The following is a 20,856-nucleotide window of genomic DNA, read 5'->3' as shown; positions in this document are numbered from 1 at the left end:
CCCATGCTTTCCAACCCTAACATCGATCTGGTTTCGCGCTTTCTTCGCCTGCCTCTGGAACAGCGCCAGCAGTTTTACCAGCGCCTGCAAAGCCGCGGCATGAGCTTCGCCCAACTGCCGATTGCCTCGATCCGCGAGGACGGCCAACACCTGCCGCTGTCCTACGCCCAGGAACGCCAGTGGTTTCTCTGGCAACTGGACCCGGACAGCGCCACTTATCATATTCCCGGCGCACTACGTCTGCAGGGCCGACTGGACCTGGCGGCCCTGCACCGCGCGTTCGACAGCCTGCTGGCCCGCCATGAAAGCCTGCGCACACGCCTGGTACAGGACGGCGAGCGCCTGCTGCAAAACGTAGTGCCCGAGGCGCGCATCGAGATACAGCAGGACGTTGCCGACGAACACCAATTGATGGCGCGCATCGAAGCCGAGATAGCCCGGCCTTTCGATTTGCAGGCGGGGCCGTTGTTGCGCGTGACCTTGCTGCAACTGGCCGAAGACGAGCATGTGCTGGTGATGGTGCAGCACCACATTATTTCCGATGGCTGGTCGATGCAGGTCATGGTCGAGGAACTGGTGCAGTTCTACGCCGCGCACAGCCAAGGCCAGGATGTGCAATTGCCGGGCTTGCCGATCCACTACGCCGACTACGCGCTGTGGCAGCGCAGCTGGATGGAAGCCGGGGAGAAGGCCCGTCAATTGGCCTACTGGCAGGACCTGCTGGGCGGTGAGCAACCGGTGCTGGAATTACCCCTCGACCATCCGCGCCCGGCGCAGCAAAGCCATCGCGGCGCCAGCTTGCAGGTGCATCTGCCGGCGGACCTGGTGTCCGGTATCAAGCGCCTGGCCCAGCAAGAAGGCGTGACCCCGTTCATGCTGTTGCTGGCCTCGTTCCAGACCCTGCTGTTTCGCTACAGCAGCCAGTCGGACATCCGCATCGGCGTGCCGAATGCCAACCGCAACCGCGTGGAAACCGAGCGGCTGATCGGCTTTTTCGTCAACACCCAAGTGCTCAAGGCCGACCTTGACGGGCAGATGAGCTTCGCCGAACTGCTGCAACAGGCCAAGCGCCGCGCCCTGGAAGCCCAGGCGCACCAGGACTTGCCGTTTGAACAATTGGTGGTGGCGCTGCAACCTGAACGCAGCCTGAGCCGTAACCCGCTGTTCCAAGTGATGTTCAACCACCAGACCGACGCCCAGGGCGGGCGCGATGGCCAGCAATTGCCTGGCCTGCGGGTGGCGGAACTGGATTGGGAGAGCCAGACCACGCATTTCGACCTGAGCCTGGACACCCATGAGTCCGCCGAAGGCCTCTGGGCGGCGCTGACCTACGCCACCGACCTGTTCGAAAGCGCAACCATCGAACGCTTGGCGCAGCATTGGCAGAACCTGCTCCAGGCGGCAGTGAGTGCACCACGCAGCCGTCTTTGCGCGCTGTCGATGCTCGATGCACCCGAACAACAGCGGATGCTCAAGGACTGGAATGCCCCCGCCACCGTCGCCGCACCGCATGCCGTGCACCAGTTGTTCGAGGCGCAGGCCCGCGAACATCCGGCGCGCCAGGCACTGGCCTTGGATGAGCAAACGCTCAGCTACGGTGAACTGAACCGCCAGGCCAATCGCCTGGCGCACTACCTGATCGCCCAGGGCGTAGGCCCGGAAGTTCTGGTGGGGATCGCGGTCGAGCGCTCCTTTGCCATGGTGGTCAGCCTGTTGGCCGTGCTCAAGGCGGGTGGCGCCTACGTGCCGCTTGACCCTGAATACCCGCGTGAACGCCTGGTGCATATGCTCGATGACAGTGGTGTGCGACTGGTGTTGACCCAATCCCACCTGCGCGACCGCTTGCCATTGCTGCCCGATCTGACGGCGCTGGACATCGACCTGGCCGACGCGCAGTTGGCGCAGTGTGCCGAGCACAACCCGCCTGCCGTGTTCGAGCCCCGCAGCCTGGCGTATGTCATCTACACCTCCGGCTCCACCGGCAAGCCAAAAGGCGTTGCCATCAGCCATGCGGCATTGAGCGAATTCGCCGGTATCGCGGCCGAGTATTCGCGCCTGGTCGCGGACGACCGCGTACTGCAGTTCGCGACCCTGAACTTCGATGGTTTTGTCGAGCAGCTGTACCCGGCCCTGACCCTGGGCGCGACGGTCGTGTTGCGCGGGCCGCAGTTGTGGGACGGCGCTGACCTGTACCGGCAGATTATCGACCAAGGCATCACCCTGGCCGACTTGCCCACCGCCTATTGGAAACTGTTCCTGCAGGATTGCCTGGCAGCGGGGCCACGGCCCTATGGCGCATTGCGCCAGGTGCATATCGGCGGCGAAGCGATGCCGCTGGATGGCCCGGTGCTGTGGCGGCGCGCGGGGCTGGGGCATGTACGGCTGCTCAATACGTACGGGCCGACCGAGGCCACGGTGGTGTCCAGCGTGCTCGATTGCAGCGATGACAACGCCGTGATTGGGGCCACTGCCAGCCCGATTGGCCGCGCGTTGCCGGGGCGTGGCCTGTATGTGTTGGACCGTGACCTTAACCTGTTGCCGGTTGGCGCCGTGGGTGAGCTGTACATTGCCAGTGCCAGTGGCTTGGCCCGTGATTACCTGCAACGCCCGAGCCTGACCGCCGAGCGTTTTGTCGCCGACCCGTTCAGCACCCTGGGCGAGCGTCTTTACCGCACCGGTGACCTGGCGCGTTATCGCGCCGACGGGGTGATCGAATACGTCGGTCGCGTCGACCATCAGGTCAAAATCCGCGGTTTCCGAATCGAGTTGGGTGAGATCGAAGCGCTGCTGTTGGCCCAGGAGGCCGTGCGCGAAGCCTTCCTGCTGGCGGCCGACAACCAGTTGGTGGCTTACCTTGTGCCAGCCCAGCCGTTGTCCGCCGCCGAGCATGCGGCGGCGGGCGAAACGCTCAAGGCCACCTTGCGTGAGCAACTGCCCGATTACATGGTGCCTGCGCACCTGATCTTCCTCGACCGCATGCCGTTGAACCCCAACGGCAAGCTTGACCGCCAGGCGCTGCCCAAACCCGATGGCAGTGCGGTGCAACAGGCCTGGCAGGCACCGATTACGCCACTGCAACAGCAGGTTGCGGCGATCTGGGCCGATATTCTTGGCGTCGAGCGTGTGGGCCTGACCCACCACTTCTTCGAACTGGGCGGGCATTCGCTGCTGGCCATGCAGGTGGTCTCGCGCATTCGCCAGGCATTGCAGCGCGAAGTGCCGCTCAAATTGCTGTTCGAGCAGCCGCGCCTGGAGGGGTTTGTCGCCGCACTGACCACCCAGGCCCCAGGCGCGCCGACCGCGCCCGCGCTGTTGCCGGTAGGACGGGACCAGCCGTTACCGCTGTCCTACGCCCAGGAGCGCCAGTGGTTTTTATGGCAACTGGAGCCGCAAAGCGCCGCGTACCACATCCCCAGCGCCTTGCGTTTGAAAGGGCAGCTTGACCTGGGTGCACTGCAACGCAGTTTCGATACCTTGCTGGCCCGACATGAAAGCCTGCGCACTCATTTGCGCCAGGAGCGCGACCGCGCGGTTCAAATCATTTCACCGCAGCTGTCGTTGCAGATAGCGCACGCCGAGGTGCAGGAAGCACAGCTCAAGGCGCGGTTCGAGGCCGAAATAGCCCAACCCTTCAATCTGGAACAAGGGCCTTTGCTGCGGGTTTCGTTGCTGCGCATCGCCGCTGATGAACATGTATTGGTATTGGTGCAGCATCACATCGTGTCCGATGGCTGGTCGATGCAGCTGATGGTTGAAGAGCTGGTGCAACTGTATGCGGCCTACAGCCAGGGACAGGTGTTGCAATGGCCGGCACTGCCGATTCAGTACGCCGACTACGCCGTATGGCAGCGCAACTGGATGGAGGCGGGCGAGAAGGCCCGTCAACTGGCGTATTGGCGCGACATGCTAGGCGCTGAGCAGAGCGTGTTGGCGTTGCCGTTCGACCACCCACGTCCGGCTGTGCAAAGCCATCGTGGCGCGCGCCTGGCATTCGAACTGCCCGGTGCGTTGACCCAAAGCCTCAAGGCCCTGGCCAAGCAGCAGGACGTGACCTTGTTCATGCTGCTATTGGCCTCGTTCCAGACGTTGCTGCATCGCTACAGTGGCCAGGAAGAGATCCGTGTCGGGGTGCCGATCGCCAACCGCAATCGCAGCGAGACCGAGCGTCTGATCGGCTTCTTCGTCAACACCCAGGTGCTCAAGGCCGATCTCCACGGCCAGATGAGCGTCGAGCAACTGTTGCAACAGGCCCGGCAACGGGCACTGGACGCCCAGGCCCACCAGGACCTGCCCTTCGAGCAACTGGTGGAAGCGCTGCAACCCGAGCGCAGCCTGAGCCACAACCCGTTGTTCCAAGTGATGTTCAACCACCAGACCGACGTGGGCCAGGCTCAGGTTCAGCAGCAACTGCCGAATCTTTCGGTAGAAGGGCTGGAATGGGAAAGCAAGACGGCGCATTTCGACTTGGACCTGGATATCCAGGAATCCACCGAAGGTATCTGGGCGACGCTCGGCTATGCCCAGGACCTGTTTGAGGCCAGTACCGTGCAACGCATGGCGCGACACTGGCAGAACCTGTTGCAAGGCATGGTTGCCGATCCACGGCAGAATATCAGCCAATTAAACCTGCTGGACAACGCCGAACGGCAACAGATTCTTCAACTGTGGAACCAGAGCGACGCCGGCTTCTCGGCCAAGCGCCTGGTCCACGAGTTGGTGGCCGACCGTGCAGGGGAAACCCCTGAGGCGGTGGCGGTGAAATTTGGCGAGCAACAGCTGACTTACGGCGAGCTGGACCGCCAGGCCAACCGCCTGGCCCATGCGCTGATCGCTCGTGGTGTCGGCCCGGAAGTGCGCGTGGCGATTGCCATGCCGCGCAGCGCCGAGATCATGGTGGCGTTCCTCGCGGTGATGAAAGCCGGTGGTGTCTACGTGCCACTGGACATCGAATACCCGCGTGATCGCCTGTTGTACATGATGCAGGACAGTCGCGCCCGATTGCTGTTGACCCATTCGGCAGTGCAACAGCGCTTACCGACTCCAGACGGCCTGGAAGCCCTTGCCGTGGACCAGACGCAAGCCTGGTCCACTGACGACGACACCGCACCCGAGGTGGCGCTGGATGGCGACAACCTGGCCTACGTGATCTACACCTCCGGCTCCACCGGTATGCCCAAAGGCGTGGCGGTGTCCCACGGTCCACTGGTAGCCCATATCATTGCCACCGGCGAGCGCTATGAAACCTCGCCCGCCGATTGCGAACTGCACTTCATGTCGTTCGCCTTCGACGGCTCCCACGAAGGCTGGATGCACCCGCTGATCAACGGCGCCAGTGTGTTGATCCGCGATGACAGCCTGTGGCTGCCGGAATACACCTACCAGCAAATGCACCGTCACAACGTGACCATGGCGGTTTTCCCGCCGGTGTACCTGCAACAGTTGGCCGAGCATGCCGAGCGTGACGGCAACCCACCGAAGGTGCGCGTGTACTGCTTTGGCGGTGATGCCGTGGCCCAGGCCAGCTACGACCTGGCCTGGCGCGCGCTCAAGCCGACTTACCTGTTCAACGGCTACGGCCCGACCGAAACCGTGGTCACGCCGTTGCTGTGGAAAGCGCGCAAGGGCGATCCCTGCGGTGCCGTCTACGCACCGATCGGTACAATGCTGGGCAATCGCAGCGGCTACGTGCTGGACGCACACCTCAACCTGCAACCCATCGGCGTAGCCGGTGAGTTGTACCTGGGCGGCGAGGGCGTAGCCCGGGGTTACCTGGAGCGTCCGGCCCTGACCGCCGAGCGCTTCGTACCGGACCCGTTCGGCAAGCCCGGCAGCCGTGTGTATCGCAGCGGCGACCTGACCCGTGGCCGCCCGGATGGCGTGGTGGATTACCTCGGCCGCGTCGACCATCAGGTGAAAATCCGTGGCTTCCGTATTGAACTGGGCGAGATCGAAGCGCGCCTGCGCGAGCAGGACAGTGTCGGCGAAACCGTGGTGGTGGCCCAGGAAGGGCCGAGCGGCAAGCAACTGGTCGCCTATGTGGTGCCGCTGGCCCCCTTGCTCGTCAACGACGCAGTGGCGCAGTCGACCTGCCGCGAAGCCTTGCGTCGCGCCCTGAAAACCCGTTTGCCGGACTATATGGTGCCCACGCACCTGATGTTCCTTGAGCGCATGCCGCTGACGCCGAACGGCAAGCTCGACCGCAAGGGGCTGCCGCGCCCGGATGTCAGCCAGATGCAGCAGGTGTACGTGGCGCCACAGAGTGAGCTGGAGCAGAAGATCGCGGCGATCTGGTCCGACGTGCTGCGTCTGCCACGTGTCGGTTTGCACGATAACTTTTTCGAATTGGGTGGTGACTCGATCATCTCTATCCAGGTGGTCAGCCGTGCCCGCCAGGCCGGTGTGCGCTTCACGCCCAAGGATCTGTTCCAGCACCAGACGGTCCAGAGCCTGGCGGCCGTGGCCCAGGAAGGCGAGGGCGAGGTGGTGATGGATCAGTCGGCATTGACCGGCGAGTTGTTGTTGCTACCCGTCCAGCAGGCGTTTTTTGGCGATGACGTCCCCCAGCGTCACCACTGGAACCAGTCGGTGGTGCTAAAGCCACACCAGGCGTTGCAGGCGCCGCTGCTGGTGACGGCGCTGCAGGCCTTGATCGTGCATCACGACGCCCTGCGCATCGGATTCGTCCAGGGCGCGGCAGGCTGGAGCGCGGCGTATCGCGGGCCGCAGCAGCATCAGGCCGAGCAGGTCCTGTGGCAGACCACCTTGAATGCGGTCGAAGAGTTGGAGGCCCTGGGTGAGGAAGCCCAGCGCAGCCTCGACCTGAGCGAAGGGCCGCTGCTGCGTGCAGTGCTCGTCGACCTGGCCGACGGCTCCCAGCGCTTGCTGCTGGTGATTCATCACTTGGTGGTGGACGGTGTGTCCTGGCGCATCCTGCTGGAAGACCTGCAAACGGCTTACCGTCAGCTTGCCCAAGGTGCCACGGTCGTGTTGCCCGCCAAGACCAGCGCGACCCGTGCCTGGGCCGAGCGTCTGCAAACCTATGCACGCAGCGCCGCACTGGCGCAGGAACTGGCCTGGTGGCAGACGCAGTTGCAAGGCAGCCCCACCGGCCTGCCGGGGGCCGATCCAAAGGCCAGCTTGAGCAACCGGCATGCGCTGAGTGTGACCACCCATCTGGATCAGGCCTTCACGCGGCGTCTGTTGCAGGACGCCCCCAGTGCTTACCGCACCCAGATCAATGACCTGTTGCTGACCGCGCTGGCGCGCGTCGTTGTGCGCTGGACCGGTGACGCGTCGATGTTGATTCGCCTGGAAGGCCATGGCCGTGAAGACCTGTTCGGCGAGATCGACCTGACCCGTACCGTCGGCTGGTTCACCAGCCTCTACCCGGTGAAGCTGATGCCGACCGATTCGTTGGCCGGCTCCCTCAAGCAGATCAAGGAGCAACTGCGCGCGATTCCCGACAAGGGCCTGGGCTTTGGTGCCCTGCGTTACCTGGGGAATGCCGAGGCTCAACAGGCCCTGAGTGAACTGCCGCGCCCACGCATCACCTTCAACTACCTGGGGCAATTCGACGGCAGTTTTGACGGCGGCGAACAAGAAGGCTTGTTCGTCCCCTCCGGTGATGGCAGTGGTTCCGAGCAGAGTGCCGGGGCACCGCTGGGTAACTGGTTGGAAATCAACGGCCAGGTCTACGCCGGCGAATTGAAGTTGAACTGGAGCTTCAGCCAGCAGATGTTCGATGAAGCGACCGTACAGCGCCTGGCGGATGACTACGCGGCGGAACTCAAGGCGTTGATCGAGCACTGTGGTGTCAACCGGGGTGTCACGCCCTCGGACTTCCCGTTGGCGCGCGTGTCCCAGGCGCAACTGGACAGCTTGCCGGTGACGGTGGCTGATATCGAAGACGTCTACCCGCTGTCGCCGATGCAGCAAGGCATGTTGTTCCAATCGCTTTACGGCGAAGGCTCGGGTGACTACATCAACCAGATGCGCATCGATGTCGAGGGCCTGGATGTACCGCGCTTCCGCCAGGCCTGGCAGGCGGCGGTCGACCGCCATGAGATCCTGCGCAGCGGTTTTCTCTGGCAGACCGAGCTTGAGCAGCCTTTGCAGGTGGTCTACAAGCAGATGCACATGCCGTTTGCCGAGCAGGACTGGCAAGGTCGTCCTGACAGCAGTGTGGCACTCGATAGCCTGGCCGAGTCGGCGCGGGCCCAGGGGTTTGTGCTGGAACAGGCGCCGTTGCTGAGCCTGACGGTGGTCCGTACGGGGGCGTCCCGTTATCACTTGATCTACACCAACCACCACATCTTGATGGACGGCTGGAGTGGTTCGCAGTTGTTTGGCGAGGTGTTGCAACATTATGCCGGTGAACCGCTGCGTGTGCCCATCGGGCGTTACCGCGATTACATTGCCTGGCTGCAGGCACAGGACAAGTCGGTCAGCGAGGCATTCTGGAAAGAGCAACTGCTCAACCTGCAAGAGCCAACCCGCCTGGCCCGTGGCCTACAAGCTGCGCAAAGCGAGGCGCTGGCGGTCAACGGCGAGCATCGTCTGAACCTGGACGCCAGCCAGACCGCTCAGCTCAAGGCCTTCGCCCAGCGCAGTAAAGTCACCCTCAATACGTTGGTGCAAAGCGCCTGGCTGCTGCTTTTGCAGCATCACACCGGGCAGTCCACCGTGGCGTTCGGCGCCACTATGGCAGGCCGTCCGGCGCAATTGCGCGGTATCGAACAACAAGTCGGTCTGTTCATCAACACCTTGCCCGTGGTGGCCACGCCGGATGCACAGATGACGGTCAGCCAGTGGCTGCAGCAGATCCAGGCGCAGAACGTGCGCTTGCGTGAGCAGGAGCATACGCCGCTGTTCGAGATCCAGCGTTGGGCCGGGCTAGGTGGCGAGGCGCTGTTCGACAGCATTCTGGTGTTTGAGAACTACCCAGTGTCCGAAGCGCTGGAGCAGGGCGCACCTTCGGGGCTCACGTTTGGCGCCGTCCACAGCCTGGAGCAAACTCATTACCCGTTGACCGTCCTGCTGGGCATCGGTGAAACCCTTGGCCTGGAGTTCAATTACGACCGCCAGGCATTCAGCGCGGCGCATATCCAACGGTTGGCCGAGCACTTCCAGCAGGTGTTGCAGGCATTGGCATTGGCAGTGGACGGTGACCAGCGTCTGGCAACGTTGCCTTCGCTGGCCAGTTCCGAGCGCGAAACGGTCCTGTATGCCTGGAACGACACGGCCACGGACTACCCGCTGCACCTCGCGGTGCATCAGTTGATCGAAGCCCAGGTGGTGCGCACGCCGGACGCACCGGCGCTGGTATTTGCCGGGCAGGTGTTGAGTTACTCCGCGCTTAACCGCCGGGCAAACCGCCTGGCGCATCGCCTGATGGCGGCCGGCGTGGGGCCGGATGTCCTCGTGGGGCTGGCGGTTGAGCGTTCGATTGAAATGGTCGTTGGCCTGCTGGCTGTACTCAAGGCAGGTGGCGCTTATGTGCCGCTGGACCCGGAATACCCCCGCGATCGATTGGCCTACATGCTGCAAGACAGCGACGTGAAGCTCTTGTTGACCCAGGCGCATTTGCTGGAGCAACTGCCGATTCCAACGGGCTTGCACAGCCTGGTGCTGGAGCAGGGCGATGAGGGGTTGCAGGCCTACGCCGAGCGGAATCCGCAGGTCGTCGTCGATGGCGAAAACCTCGCCTATGTGATCTACACCTCGGGCTCCACCGGCCAACCCAAGGGTGCGGGTAACCGCCATTCGGCGCTGACCAACCGGCTGTGCTGGATGCAGCAGGCGTATGGCCTGGACGGCAGTGATACGGTCTTGCAGAAGACGCCGTTCAGTTTCGATGTGTCGGTGTGGGAGTTCTTCTGGCCGCTGATGACCGGTGCGCGCCTGGTGGTGGCAGCGCCGGGCGACCATCGTGACCCGGCCAGGCTGGTGAGTCTGATCAACGCCGAGCAAGTCACTACGTTGCACTTTGTGCCGTCCATGCTCCAGGCCTTCTTGCAGGATGCTGGCGTCGGCGCGTGTCAAAGCCTGCAGCGCATTGTGTGCAGCGGTGAAGCGTTGCCGGTGGATGCCCAGCAACAGGTGTTCGCCAAGCTGCCACGTGCCGGTTTGTACAACCTGTATGGGCCGACCGAAGCGGCAATCGACGTGACCCACTGGACCTGCGTCGACGAAGGGGGTGACGCCGTGCCGATTGGTCGGCCGATTGCCAACCTGGGCTGCTACGTGTTGGACGGCAACCTGGAACCGGCACCCGTTGGCGTGTTGGGTGAACTCTATCTCGGCGGCGTCGGCCTGGCGCGTGGTTATCACCGTCGGCCGGGGCTGACCGCCGAACGCTTTGTGACCGATCCGTTCGGCAGTGGCACCCGTTTGTATCGCACCGGGGACCTGGCGCGTTATCGCGACGATGGGGTGATCGAGTACGCCGGGCGCATCGATCACCAGGTCAAGCTGCGTGGCTTGCGCATCGAGTTGGGTGAAATCGAGGCCCGCCTGCTGGAGCATGCGTGTGTGCGTGAAGCGGCGGTGCTCGCCGTGGACGGCACGCACCTGGTGGGCTACCTGGTGCTGCAGGCGCCGAGCGAGGATTGGAAAGCACAGGTGGCGATGCACCTGGCTGCGCAGTTGCCGGATTACATGGTGCCGGCGCAGTGGGTGGTGTTGACACAGATGCCGCTGAGCCCCAATGGCAAGCTGGATCGCAAGGCGTTGCCTAAACCGGAGGCGCAAGGCGCGGACGCTTATCAGGCCCCGCAAAGCGCCATCGAGCAGCAAGTCGCGGCGATCTGGCGTGATGTCCTCGGTGTCGAGCGCGTAGGGCTGAACGACAACTTCTTCGAGTTGGGCGGTCACTCCTTGCTGGTGCTGATGCTCAAGGAGCGTATCCGTAAAGTCAGCGGTGTCGGCTTGTCCGTCAGCCAGTTGATGCTTAACCCGACCGTACGCGGCCAGGTCAACTGCCTGCAGGGCGACGCGCGCAGCTCGTTGATCGTCAAGCTCAACAGCCAGACAGAAGGCACACCGTTGTTCATGTTCCACCCAAGCTTCGGTTCGGTGCATTGCTACACCGCGATTGCCCTCGCGCTCCGGGAGCAGCGTCCGGTGTTCGGGGTGATTTGCCGTGCATTGGCCGAAGACGGTGCAGCAGTACCCGAATGGCAAGCCATGGTCGAAGATTATGCCGAGCAACTCCTGTTGGCCCAGCCCCAAGGCGCCTTCCGCCTGGCAGGCTGGTCGTTGGGTGGCAACCTGGCGATGGAAGTCGCCTATGTGCTGGAGCAAGCGGGACGCGACGTCGAATTTGTCGGCTGGATCGACTCCGCGCCGCCGCAGTGGCTCACGCCTTATTGGCAGGCGGTCGTCACCGAGGATGACCGTGAAGTCTCGGCGAACGAGCGGCGTGCGGCCTTGTTAGGCGTGATGTTCCCGGCGTTTGCCGAGCGGATTCAGGCGGCCTGGCAGCAATGTCAGCGCGATGCCCAAGACGAAGCCGGGCAATGGCAAGGGTTTATCGCCTGGGCCGAGCAGGCCCTGGGCGAGGCCTTTACCGGTATCAAGGACGAGTTGCTGCGTGGCAATGAGGCGCAGATTTCCTGGGAGGTCGACCGCGCGCTCAGTGAGCGTCTGTCGGCGGCGGACTTCAAGCCGATCAGGGCCCCGGTCAGTTGCTGGTGGGCGTCCATGAGCCGCGCCGGGCAGTTCAAGGAACTGATCGAGCAGCACATGGCAAGCACCCTTGTTCAGGGGCGGGTCGAGCGTTCAGTGGTGATCGAGACTGATCACGATGGGATCATCGACAGTGCCGAGTTCATCCGTAGCCTGGTGGCCGCCATGGAATAACACCTCAAGTGATGAACACTGAACCTGTGGCGAGGGGCTAGCTCACTCGCCACAGGGGAGGGCGGGATACAAAAAAGCCCGATGAAAGCAGCGCTTCCATCGGGCTTTTGGTTGATCGCCGCCAGGGCGATCAAGGCATCACATCAGAAGTCCCAGCGGGTGCTGAACATCACGTTGCGCGGCTCGCCGTAAGCGGCCGAGTTATAGAAGCCCACGTTGGTGTAGTAGGACTTGTCGAAGATGTTGTTGAAGTTGACAGTCGCCGAGAGGTTCTTGGTGACCTGGTAGCGGGTCATCAAGTCCACCAGCCAATAGGACTCCTGGGTGATGTCCTGGTTGGTGTTGAGCTGCGAGTTGTAGATTTCATTCCAACCCTTGCTCTGCCAGCGCAGGCCGCCACCGATGGTGAACTTGTCGAGATCGCCCTTGAGTTTGTAAGTGGTGTTCAGGTTGACCTGGTGCTCAGGTTCGAAGGTGGAGATCTTCTTGTCGTCTGCGTCCCGCACGATCTTGTGGGTGTAACCGCCTTGTACTTGCCAGCCGGGCGCCAGCTCACCTGAGATTTCTGCTTCGTAACCCTTGGTGACGGCCTTGGAGCTCTTGAACGCATAGTTTTGCGGGGAAGGAGTCTGGTTGTTATAGGCATCGTCCGGGATGGCACGGTTGTCTTCATGCACTTCGAAGTAGGCAATGCTGGTGTTCAAGCGACCGTCGAGAAACTCGCCCTTCAGGCCCAGCTCGTAGTTTTGGCCTTCGTCCGGTTCCAGCAACGTCTGGTTGCGGTCTTTGTACGTGCTTTCCTGGGGTTGGAAGATATCGGTGTAGCTGGTGTAGACCGAGAGATTGTCGTTCAGGTCGTAGATCACGCCGGCATACGGCACGAACCGGCCGGTTTCCTTGTAGGAAGGGTTGATACCGGTGACGTGGTAGTTGGCGACGCGACCACCGAGGATCACGTGCAGGTCATCCATCACGTTCAAGCGTGTGGTCATGTAGTAGCCGGTCTGGCGGATGGTATCGTCAATGTATTGCTGGACAGGGCCGTAGATCGGCTTGGCGATATGGCCATTCCAGTTGTAGAAATCGACTTTGTTGCCGCCTGGCCATTCCGGCGACCAGTACCCCTTGCCTTGCCAGCGCGACGTGCCGATCGAGCCGCCCACCACCAGTTCATGTTCGCGGCCAAACAGGCTGAAAGGCCCGGTGGCGTAGAGGTCGGCGGAGGTGCTTTTGGTTTCGCCGGTGTATTTCTGACCGTTGACCTCGGCGGTGCCATCGGCTGCCGGCTGGACAAACTGGATCGAACCAAGGTCAGCATGGTAGCTGTTGATCTTGTGGTCGAGCTGGAATTTGGTGACCCAGCCGTCACCCATATCATGCTCAAGCATGGCAAAGGCGGTGCGGGTGTTCTGTTCCCAGGAGCTCCAGGTGGCGCCGTTGTTGTAGGAGCGTGGCATCTTGTTGATGCTGCCGTTGGAGTTGACCAACGGGAACGAACCGGACCAGCTGGAGCCTTTCGGAATGTTGTCCTGATAGTCGAAGCCGACGGTCAACATGGTGTCGGGGGACAGGTCAAACTCGGTAATGCCGTAGTAGGTTTCGGTCTTGCGCGAGTAATGGTCCATGAAGGATTTTTTGTCCTGGTACGCCGCCACTGCACGGCCCCGGACATTGCCGCTATCGGTCAACGGACCGCTCACATCCACTTCGCTGCGATAGTTGTCCCAGGAGCCGGCGCCCAATTGCACATGGCCCTTGAATTCCGACGTCGGCTTCTTGCGGATCAAGTTGATGGTCGCGCCCAGGGAGCCGGCGCCGTTGAGCAGGCCTGTGGCACCCTTGAGCACTTCGACGCGGTCGTAGATCGCCATGTCGCTGAGGGTGTTCCCCGCCGAGTAGCCGACGTTGCGCACGGTGGACGGAATACCGTCGTACTGGAAACTGTTGACCGGGAACCCACGCGAGTAATAGTTGGTACGGTCGGTGTCATAGGCCGATACGGTGATGCCAGGCGTGTGGCGCATGACGTCATCGACGTTGTTGAGACCGAAGTCCTCGATATGTTGGCGGGTAATCACCGTGATCGACTGCGGGGTTTCCCGCGGGGTCAGGGTCAGCCGCGTGGCCGTGGCAATGGTGCCCGGCGTGTAGGAGCCGGAGCCCTCGGTGATGTTGCCCAGCACGTTGCCGGTCACTTGGGTCGGACTCAATTCCAGCCCGGCGGACGCGCCGGCGGCGGTAACGGTCAGCGCGTTGCCACTGAGGCTATGGGTGGTCGAAGTGCCTGCCAGCATGGTGTTGATCGCCTGCTGCGGATCCAATTTGCCTTTGATCGCCGTGCTGTTTTTTCCCGCCACGTCGGTCGGGCTGTACAGCACCTGCAGGTTGGCCTGGCGGCCGAATTCCTGCAGTGCACTCCCCAGTGCCTGTGCTGGAATATCCAACTCGATCTCCTGTGCCTGCACATAGCCGGCAACCGGCAGCGATACCGCTAGGGCAAGCGCGCTCGGCAGGAGGTTGATGTTCAGGGCCCTGGTTAGCGCTTTGCTCAGTGGGCTGAGACCGAGTCGTGCTGACATGGATGGTTTCTCTTCTATATTTTAAGTGGGCAGATTTTAATGTTTGTTGAGGTTAGTTCTCATTACCACTAGTGAGACGTTCCTACTTCGGAAAACCGGAAAAGAAAATTTCATGCAGGCTCCATTTCATGCACTACCTGGCCGGCGCGCAGCCGTACCAGCTGATCGGCGATGTCGAAATAGCGGTCGTCATGGCTGATCACAATGATGGTTTTGCCCAGGCGCTTGAGGTCCGGCAGCAGCTCGGTATAGAAAATCCGGCGGAAGGCCGGGTCCTGGTCGGCGGCCCATTCGTCGAACACCAGCACTGGGCGTTCTTCCAGCCAGGCGTTGACCAGTGCCAGACGCTTGCGCTGGCCGGTGGACAGGTCGGTGGTGCTGAACACACCGTCCTTGACGCTGACCTTGTGCGCGATCTCCAGGCGTTCCAGATATTTAGTGGCGCTGTCCAGTGACTGGGTGGCGCTGCCCTGGACCAGGTCGTCGAACAGGTAGTAGTCGGCGAATACCGTGGTGAACAATTGGCGATAGTCATCGCGCTCGGGGTCGGTCACGGCCTTGCCGTTGAGCAGGATTTCACCGGACTGCGGCGGGTAGAGCCCCAGCAGCAATTTGATCAGCGTGGTCTTGCCACTGCCGTTTTCGCCGACGATAAATACGATGTCGCCTTGGGCAATGCTCAGGTTGATCGGCCCCAGGTGAAACGGTTCGCTGCCTTCCACGGCCGGAGGGCTGTAGCTCACGTTTCGCAGTTCAAGGCTGTTGACGATCGGTGTCGGCGCCTCGCTGTCATCCATCAGCAGGTGCGGTTCAGGAGAGGAGAAGCGCTCCGACAACTCGCTGATACGCCCGAAGGCAATCTTCGCCTTGCCCACCACGGGCAGGTAACCCAGCAGGTGTTCCAGCGGGCCTTTCATGTACAACAGCACCAGCACGAAGCCGGTGATCACGGCCGGGTCCGGGTTCGGGTTATAGGCCTGCATCGCCAGGGCCAGGCCGATGACCACGAAGAACAGCATCGAGCCGAAGGTCTTGGCGAGGATGTAGATGTTGACCGAACGCACCTGGATATCGCTGATGCGATCCGCCGTTTCCTGGATACGGTGGGTGTTCATGCGAAAGCGCCGTGGCCGATGCATGCGCAGTTCCTTGGCGCCGGACGCGATGGCGTTGTAATAACGCTGCAATTCGTCTTCATGGCTGCGTGCAAGGTCGAAGCCTTGGATACCCTTGCCGCCGGCGATGAACTGCACGGCGCTGCCAATCACGATGGCAACGACCATCATCAGGAACATCGGCACCGACAGGTACGCCAGGTAGCCCAGGCAGCCCAGCGTCACCGTGGCGGCAATGGCCAAGGGCGTGAACGCGAAGGAGAAGTCGCTGATGGTGTCGACATCGTGGGTCAGCACCGGGATCAGACGGTGGGAGCGATACTGTTCGATCTGCTCGATGGGCGCCGACAGCACCTTTTCACCCAGGTCCTTGCGCAGGGCGGCGATGATCCGCTGGCCCACATAGTTGGTACCGATATCGGAGACGATCGAACTGGTGAGCGCCAGCACACACAACGCCGCAAACGTCAGAATCACCCCCTGCGTCATCCCGGTGGACGAGTGCAGTGCATTATTGATAGTCGCCAGCAACAGCGTGATGGCCAGGCCGCCGGCCATGCCCAGGGCGACGGAGACGCTGACGATGGTGCGAAAGGGCCTGAGCAATGCGAGCAAACCGTTGAAGGCGCCGCGCTTGGGGTCGGTCATAAATACTTCCCGGAAAGTGAACAAGAGGGGGCTGGGCACACAGACCCTTACCCATGACAAACGAAGGATTGGCGCGACTATTTAGCTCGGTGCGCTCAGTGGTGGCGGTGGCGGATAAATTGCGCGGCGGCTGGTTCGTTCTTGTGGTGTAGGCGCACGCGCATTGGCGCGTGCCTGATCTATCCAGCGAGAGCGAAGCAATGACGAAAAAGAATCTGGTGTACGTGTGGTCCCTGCGCAATGCCGCGGCTGACAAGGCCGGGCAGCCGGTGGCCTACAAAGACCACGAGCGCTACATGATGTCGGTGTTGGAATCCCTGGTGGGGGCGCTGAACGACACGCCGCTGGGTGAGGCTTACCATTTGGTGGGGGTGGTGTACGACGATGACGAGCAGAACCCGCGTGACCAGCAACTGGTCAGCGACTACGGCTTTGCCTACCAGCCGGGCCGCCAATGGCTGTACCCGGCCGACCTGCGCGTGCAGGGCCGGCTGGTCAATGACTTGCTGCTGAGCGTGCCGTCCACCTACCGGCGCCTGCCACGCGGCAGCGCAGAACACATCGCCGGCAAGCAGGATTTCGAACGCCGCCTGCACGACACGCTGGTGGAATTGAAAGCGGACATCGTGGTGCTCGACGGCCTGCTGGTGATTCTCGATGAACTGGTGCGTCCGGGCGCGCCGTTTGCCCGTCGCATCATGAACATCCACCCCGGCATTACCCGCATCGAATCGCCGTACGAGCGCCGTGGCGCCTATGCCACCTGGAACGCACTGTACGGTGCGCGGGGGCAAACGGTGGTGGATTGGGCGACCAAGGAAACCCGGCCCTCGGAGCCGCTGTACCTCACCGGCGCTTCGTTCCACTACGTGGACAATGGCATTGACTCGGGCGAAGTGTTCCACGACGTGCTCAAGACTGAGATCGCGCCGGATGACACCATCCTTGAGTTGCGCTGGAACAACTTCAACAACAGCCTGTTCCCGGCGCTGCATGAAGGGTTGGCGTTGTTGGCGCAGAAGGGCTGACCGCAATTTTCTTGAGGCATGCGGTCCAAATGTGGGAGCTGGCTCCCACATTGAAGGGTGTCCGTGTTACAGGTCGCGCACTACCCGAAACCCAATCCAATCCCCCCGCGTCTGCGGGTAGATGGTGTTGCGGTTGCCCGAGCGCGAAAACACCGGCGCCTCGCCCCAGTCATTGCCGCGAATCATGTAGCCCTCGCAGTTCGGCTCCACCCACGCACTGCCATCGGTAGGCGCACCGATGTAGTTGGGATGTTCGCAGTCAGCCACGCGCTCATACACGTTGCCATGCATGTCGTACATGCCGAAGGCATTCGGCGGGTAGCTGCCCACGGGTGAGGAATAGCTGTAGCCATCGGCCGGGCCATAGGTGTTGGCGTGCTGGGCGATGCTGTAGCCCTTGCCCTCATCGAACGGGAAGGGGAACGGCCCGGTGGAGCCGGCGCGCGCGGCGTATTCGCGTTGGGCTTCACTGACCATGTGGTACTGCTGGCCGGTTTTCTTCGACAGCCAGGCCACGTACTGCTTGATGTCGTCCATGTCCATGCACACCGCCGGCTGGCGTGGGCCCTGGGGGTAGCGCGGCTTGCTGGCGATGCATTCGCGGCCGGGGCGGGTGTCGCCATCGGCGATGTTCACGCCGGCCTGGCGGACATAGCTGTCCCATTCTCCGGCGGTGATGTGAAAGCGGCTCATGGCGAACGGCTTGGCGAAGGTCACTTCATGCAACGGGCCTTCGTCCGGCTCGCGGCCGACTTCGCCCTCGGGGGTGCCCATGGTGAAGGTGCCGGCGGGGAGTACCACCATCTCCGGGCAGTCCTTGCAGTCCTTGAACACTTTGCCGGGTTGCGGCGTGGCGGCCTGGGCCAGGTTGGGCAGCAAGGCGCCGCACAGGGCGGTGAGTGCCAATGCCGTGAGGGGTTTGAGTCGGGATGGATTCATATGGGCATCTCGTTCAAAGAAAAAAGGGTGAGCGTCACACCTGCTGGCGAAGCAAGGTCATGAAACGCTGGATTTCATCGGAGGAATTGAGTAGGCCAGGGGCAGTGCGAATCACCGGGCCGACATCACGGTTCACCGCGTCGATCACCACACGGCGTTTCATCATGTTGGCCGCGACGGCATCAACGTCCCTTCCCTTGACGCGGAAGAAGGTGAAGCCGGCCGACAGTTCGGGGCTGCACGGCGTGACCAGTTCGATCTGCGGCTGTGCCAACAGCTGCTCCTTGAGTTCGGTATTCAACCCACGAATGCGTGCCTGCACCTGCGCCTTGCCCAGTTGCAAGTGCAGCTTGAACGCCTCATCCACCGCCCAGCGATGCTCGAAGGCGTGGTAGCCGCCCGGCGTCATGATGGTGGCGAAGTCCTTCTCTTCGGAGAAGGTCGGCACCATCGGTGTCACGTATTTGTTTTCGGGGTCGCGGGCGCAGACCAGCCCGGTACCGCGCGGGCCGAACATCCACTTGTGGGTGCCGGCGATAAAGAAGTCGCAATGCATGTCCGGGAAGTCGAGGTTTTCCACGCCGAAACCATGCACGCCATCCACCACATAGAGGATGCGGTCCTGGTCATCGCGGTTGCGGTTGTGTTCGTCCACCAGCTTGCCGATTTCGCCAATGGGCAGTTTCACGCCACTGCCGGACTGCACCCAGGTCATGCCGAGCACGCGGGTGTTGGGGCGGATATGGCGCTGGATGTTGCCCAGCACCTCGTCGGCGGACACGCGGTGGGCGCTTTCGAATAACGTGATCCGGCGCACCTGGGTGCCTTCTTTGAGTGCGCGATAGTCCAGCACATGTTGAGTGGCGTAGTGCTCGTGGACGGTCGTAAGGATTTCCTGATCGGGCCGTACCTTGATCCCGCCGTAGATCATCGCCAACCCTTCCGAAGTGCTGCCGGTGAGGGCGATCTGTGCAGGGGTGGCCTGCAAATAGCGGCCGGCCCACTCACGTACCTGGCCTTCGCGCTTCCAGGTTTCCTGCAGGTCCCAGTCCATCGCCAGCCCTGGGTTGCGGTCGATCTGCGCCCGGTAACGCTCGATGGCCTCGCGTACTGGCTTGGGGTGCGAAGCCACCAGGAAGTTGGAGAAGTGCAGGTAATCCGGATCCTGGTTGAACAGTTGCTTGAGGCCCGTCCATGGGGCATCTGTGGTGTTGGCGGCGATTGCTTGCGGGAGCAGCGCGGCGCCCAGTGGCAGGCTGGCGGCAAATACACCCGCCTGCTTGAGGAACGTACGGCGGTCGGTCATGGACGTGCTTCTAAGTGATTAGCGGTTGGCCAATGGCTTGGCGGCTTTTTGTACCTGGTCCCACACGCGCAGGAAGTTGCCTCCCCACAGTTTGGCGATATCGGCTTCGGAGTAGCCGCGCTGGATCAGTTCGGCGGTCACGTTGCGTATCTCGCCGACGTTGTCCCAGCCCTGGATGCCGCCGCCGTCGTTGAAGTCCGAGGCGATGCCGACATGATCAATCCCGATCTTGCGCACCGTGTAGTCGACGGCGTCGCCCCAATCCTTGAGCGTGGCCTTGGGCTCCTCTTCAAGAATGCCGTACAGGCCTTGGGCATATTGGCCGAACTTCTGCTCGGGCCAGGCGGCAATGATCGCGTCGCCCGGCATCAATGCCATGGCCAGGTTGGGCAGGGGAGGCAGGTCGAAACGTGCGCGCAGGGCATTGAGTTTGTCCTGGGTCGGCTGGCTCAAGGGGCGTAGATACGCGGGGAACCCCACGACCTGAACCACGCCGCCGCTGTTCTTGATCAGTTGCAGTTCCTTGTCACTGAGGTTGCGCGGGATATCCACCGACGCGCGTGGCGCTGAATGGGAGGCCACCATCGGCGTGCGGCTCAGCTGCGCCACTTGCTCGAGGGCCTTGGTCGACATCTGCGACACATCGATGATCACGCCCAGGTCGTTGAGGCGGTGCACGGCTTGCTGGCCAATCGGCGACAAACCTTCGAGTGCGTCGGCGGAGTCATTGAAAAATGGCAGTGGGCGCGAAGAATCGGACCAGGTGTTATTGCCGATATAGCTGAACCCGAACATGCGCATGCCGCGTGCTGCCCACACGTCCAACTGGTTCAAGTCGTTGCCCAAGGGGTAGGCATTGAGCATGCTGATAAAGATCGCGAACTTGCCTTCGCCATGCAGGCGCCGGAAGTCGTCCGGGGTGTAGGCAATGCCCACTTGGTTGGGAAAGTCGCGGACCATGCCGGAGATGATCTTGAAGCGCACCTCTTGCTCATGGCGGGCCTCTTCGACAAAACCGTCGGTGGGCTTGTGCGGGGCGTTGGGGCCGTTCCAGATTTCAGGCCAGCCGAAAATCGTCAGGGCCGCGCCGGACAAGCGCCCGCGCGCCGCCTTGGCCAGGTCGAACTGGCCGCTGCCATCTTTGTCTGCCTCGTTGTCGATGCCGCCGAAATCCAGGGGCACGGTGATATGGCTGTCGAATGACAACAGGCGATCCTGCATTTCATTGGCCTGCTTGATCACCTCCAGCGGGTAGCCGGCATTGCCCCTGAACCAGTGATCCCAGGCCAGGAAGCCGGCCCCGGCGCCAATGGCGAGTGCCAGCGGCAAGCCGATATACAACGCCTTTTTCGAACGTGGTTTTGTCATTGCCATCTCAGTCA

7 protein-coding genes are annotated in these 20,856 nt (G+C 62.2%); 2 read left to right on the top strand and 5 right to left on the bottom strand.

The features are described 5' to 3' along the window. Positions 1-3: 3 nt before the first annotated feature. On the top strand, positions 4-11,859 hold the full coding sequence (locus tag AACY30_RS00485; RefSeq protein WP_339539376.1) for a non-ribosomal peptide synthase/polyketide synthase: 11,856 nt from the start codon (positions 4-6) through the stop codon (positions 11,857-11,859). 143 nt (positions 11,860-12,002) lie between these two features. Here the strand turns inward: AACY30_RS00485 and AACY30_RS00480 are convergent, their stop codons facing one another. Together AACY30_RS00480 and AACY30_RS00475 are read right to left on the bottom strand one after the other, a co-directional pair. Next, positions 12,003-14,438 carry a TonB-dependent siderophore receptor gene (locus tag AACY30_RS00480; protein ID WP_339467296.1) on the bottom strand — a complete coding sequence of 812 codons (2,436 nt, stop codon included), beginning with the start codon at positions 14,436-14,438 and terminating at the stop codon, positions 12,003-12,005. Positions 14,439-14,548: 110 nt separating this feature from the next. Then, a complete protein-coding gene (locus AACY30_RS00475; RefSeq protein ID WP_339456179.1) occupies positions 14,549-16,201 on the bottom strand; it encodes a cyclic peptide export ABC transporter in 1,653 nt (550 codons plus the stop codon). A 200-nt stretch (positions 16,202-16,401) separates the two neighbouring features. On the opposite strand from AACY30_RS00475, the gene AACY30_RS00470 reads away from it, so the two are divergent. After that, entirely contained in the window at positions 16,402-17,229 is an 828-nt protein-coding gene (locus AACY30_RS00470) for a N(5)-hydroxyornithine transformylase PvdF (protein ID WP_339439477.1), read from the top strand. Positions 17,230-17,295: 66 nt separating this feature from the next. Here AACY30_RS00470 and pvdO read toward each other — a convergent pair whose 3' ends face one another. From pvdO to pvdM, 3 genes are read right to left on the bottom strand one after another with little or no spacing between them, the layout of a single operon-like run. Further along, entirely contained in the window at positions 17,296-18,168 is an 873-nt protein-coding gene (gene pvdO / locus AACY30_RS00465; protein ID WP_339467293.1) for a dihydropyoverdine dehydrogenase, read from the bottom strand. A 34-nt stretch (positions 18,169-18,202) separates the two neighbouring features. Continuing rightward, a complete protein-coding gene (gene pvdN / locus AACY30_RS00460) occupies positions 18,203-19,474 on the bottom strand; it encodes a pyoverdine-tailoring periplasmic protein PvdN (protein ID WP_339539374.1) in 1,272 nt (423 codons plus the stop codon). Between the two features lie 18 nt (positions 19,475-19,492). After that, positions 19,493-20,842 (bottom strand): pyoverdine-tailoring dipeptidase-like protein PvdM, encoded by a 1,350-nt coding sequence (gene pvdM / locus AACY30_RS00455; RefSeq protein ID WP_339539373.1) that lies wholly within the window; start codon positions 20,840-20,842, stop codon positions 19,493-19,495. Positions 20,843-20,856: the final 14 nt, after the last annotated feature.

The sequence above is a fragment of the Pseudomonas sp. RA_5y_Pfl1_P24 genome (genome assembly GCF_963970945.1).
In the GTDB taxonomy this organism is placed as follows: Bacteria; Pseudomonadota; Gammaproteobacteria; order Pseudomonadales; family Pseudomonadaceae; genus Aquipseudomonas; species Aquipseudomonas tritici.
This window is presented reverse-complemented; position numbering and strand designations above follow the sequence as displayed.

What these genes read in the sequence shown, in the direction of transcription:
- AACY30_RS00485 (WP_339539376.1), top strand. Translation starts at nt 4, where the DNA reads ATGCTTTCCAACCCTAACATCGATCTGGTTTCGCGCTTTCTTCGCCTG.
- AACY30_RS00470 (WP_339439477.1), top strand. Translation starts at nt 16,402, where the DNA reads ATGACGAAAAAGAATCTGGTGTACGTGTGGTCCCTGCGCAATGCCGCG.
- AACY30_RS00475 (WP_339456179.1), bottom strand. Translation starts at nt 16,201, where the DNA reads ATGACCGACCCCAAGCGCGGCGCCTTCAACGGTTTGCTCGCATTGCTC.
- pvdN (WP_339539374.1), bottom strand. Translation starts at nt 19,474, where the DNA reads ATGACCGACCGCCGTACGTTCCTCAAGCAGGCGGGTGTATTTGCCGCC.
- AACY30_RS00480 (WP_339467296.1), bottom strand. Translation starts at nt 14,438, where the DNA reads ATGTCAGCACGACTCGGTCTCAGCCCACTGAGCAAAGCGCTAACCAGG.
- pvdM (WP_339539373.1), bottom strand. Translation starts at nt 20,842, where the DNA reads ATGACAAAACCACGTTCGAAAAAGGCGTTGTATATCGGCTTGCCGCTG.
- pvdO (WP_339467293.1), bottom strand. Translation starts at nt 18,168, where the DNA reads ATGAATCCATCCCGACTCAAACCCCTCACGGCATTGGCACTCACCGCC.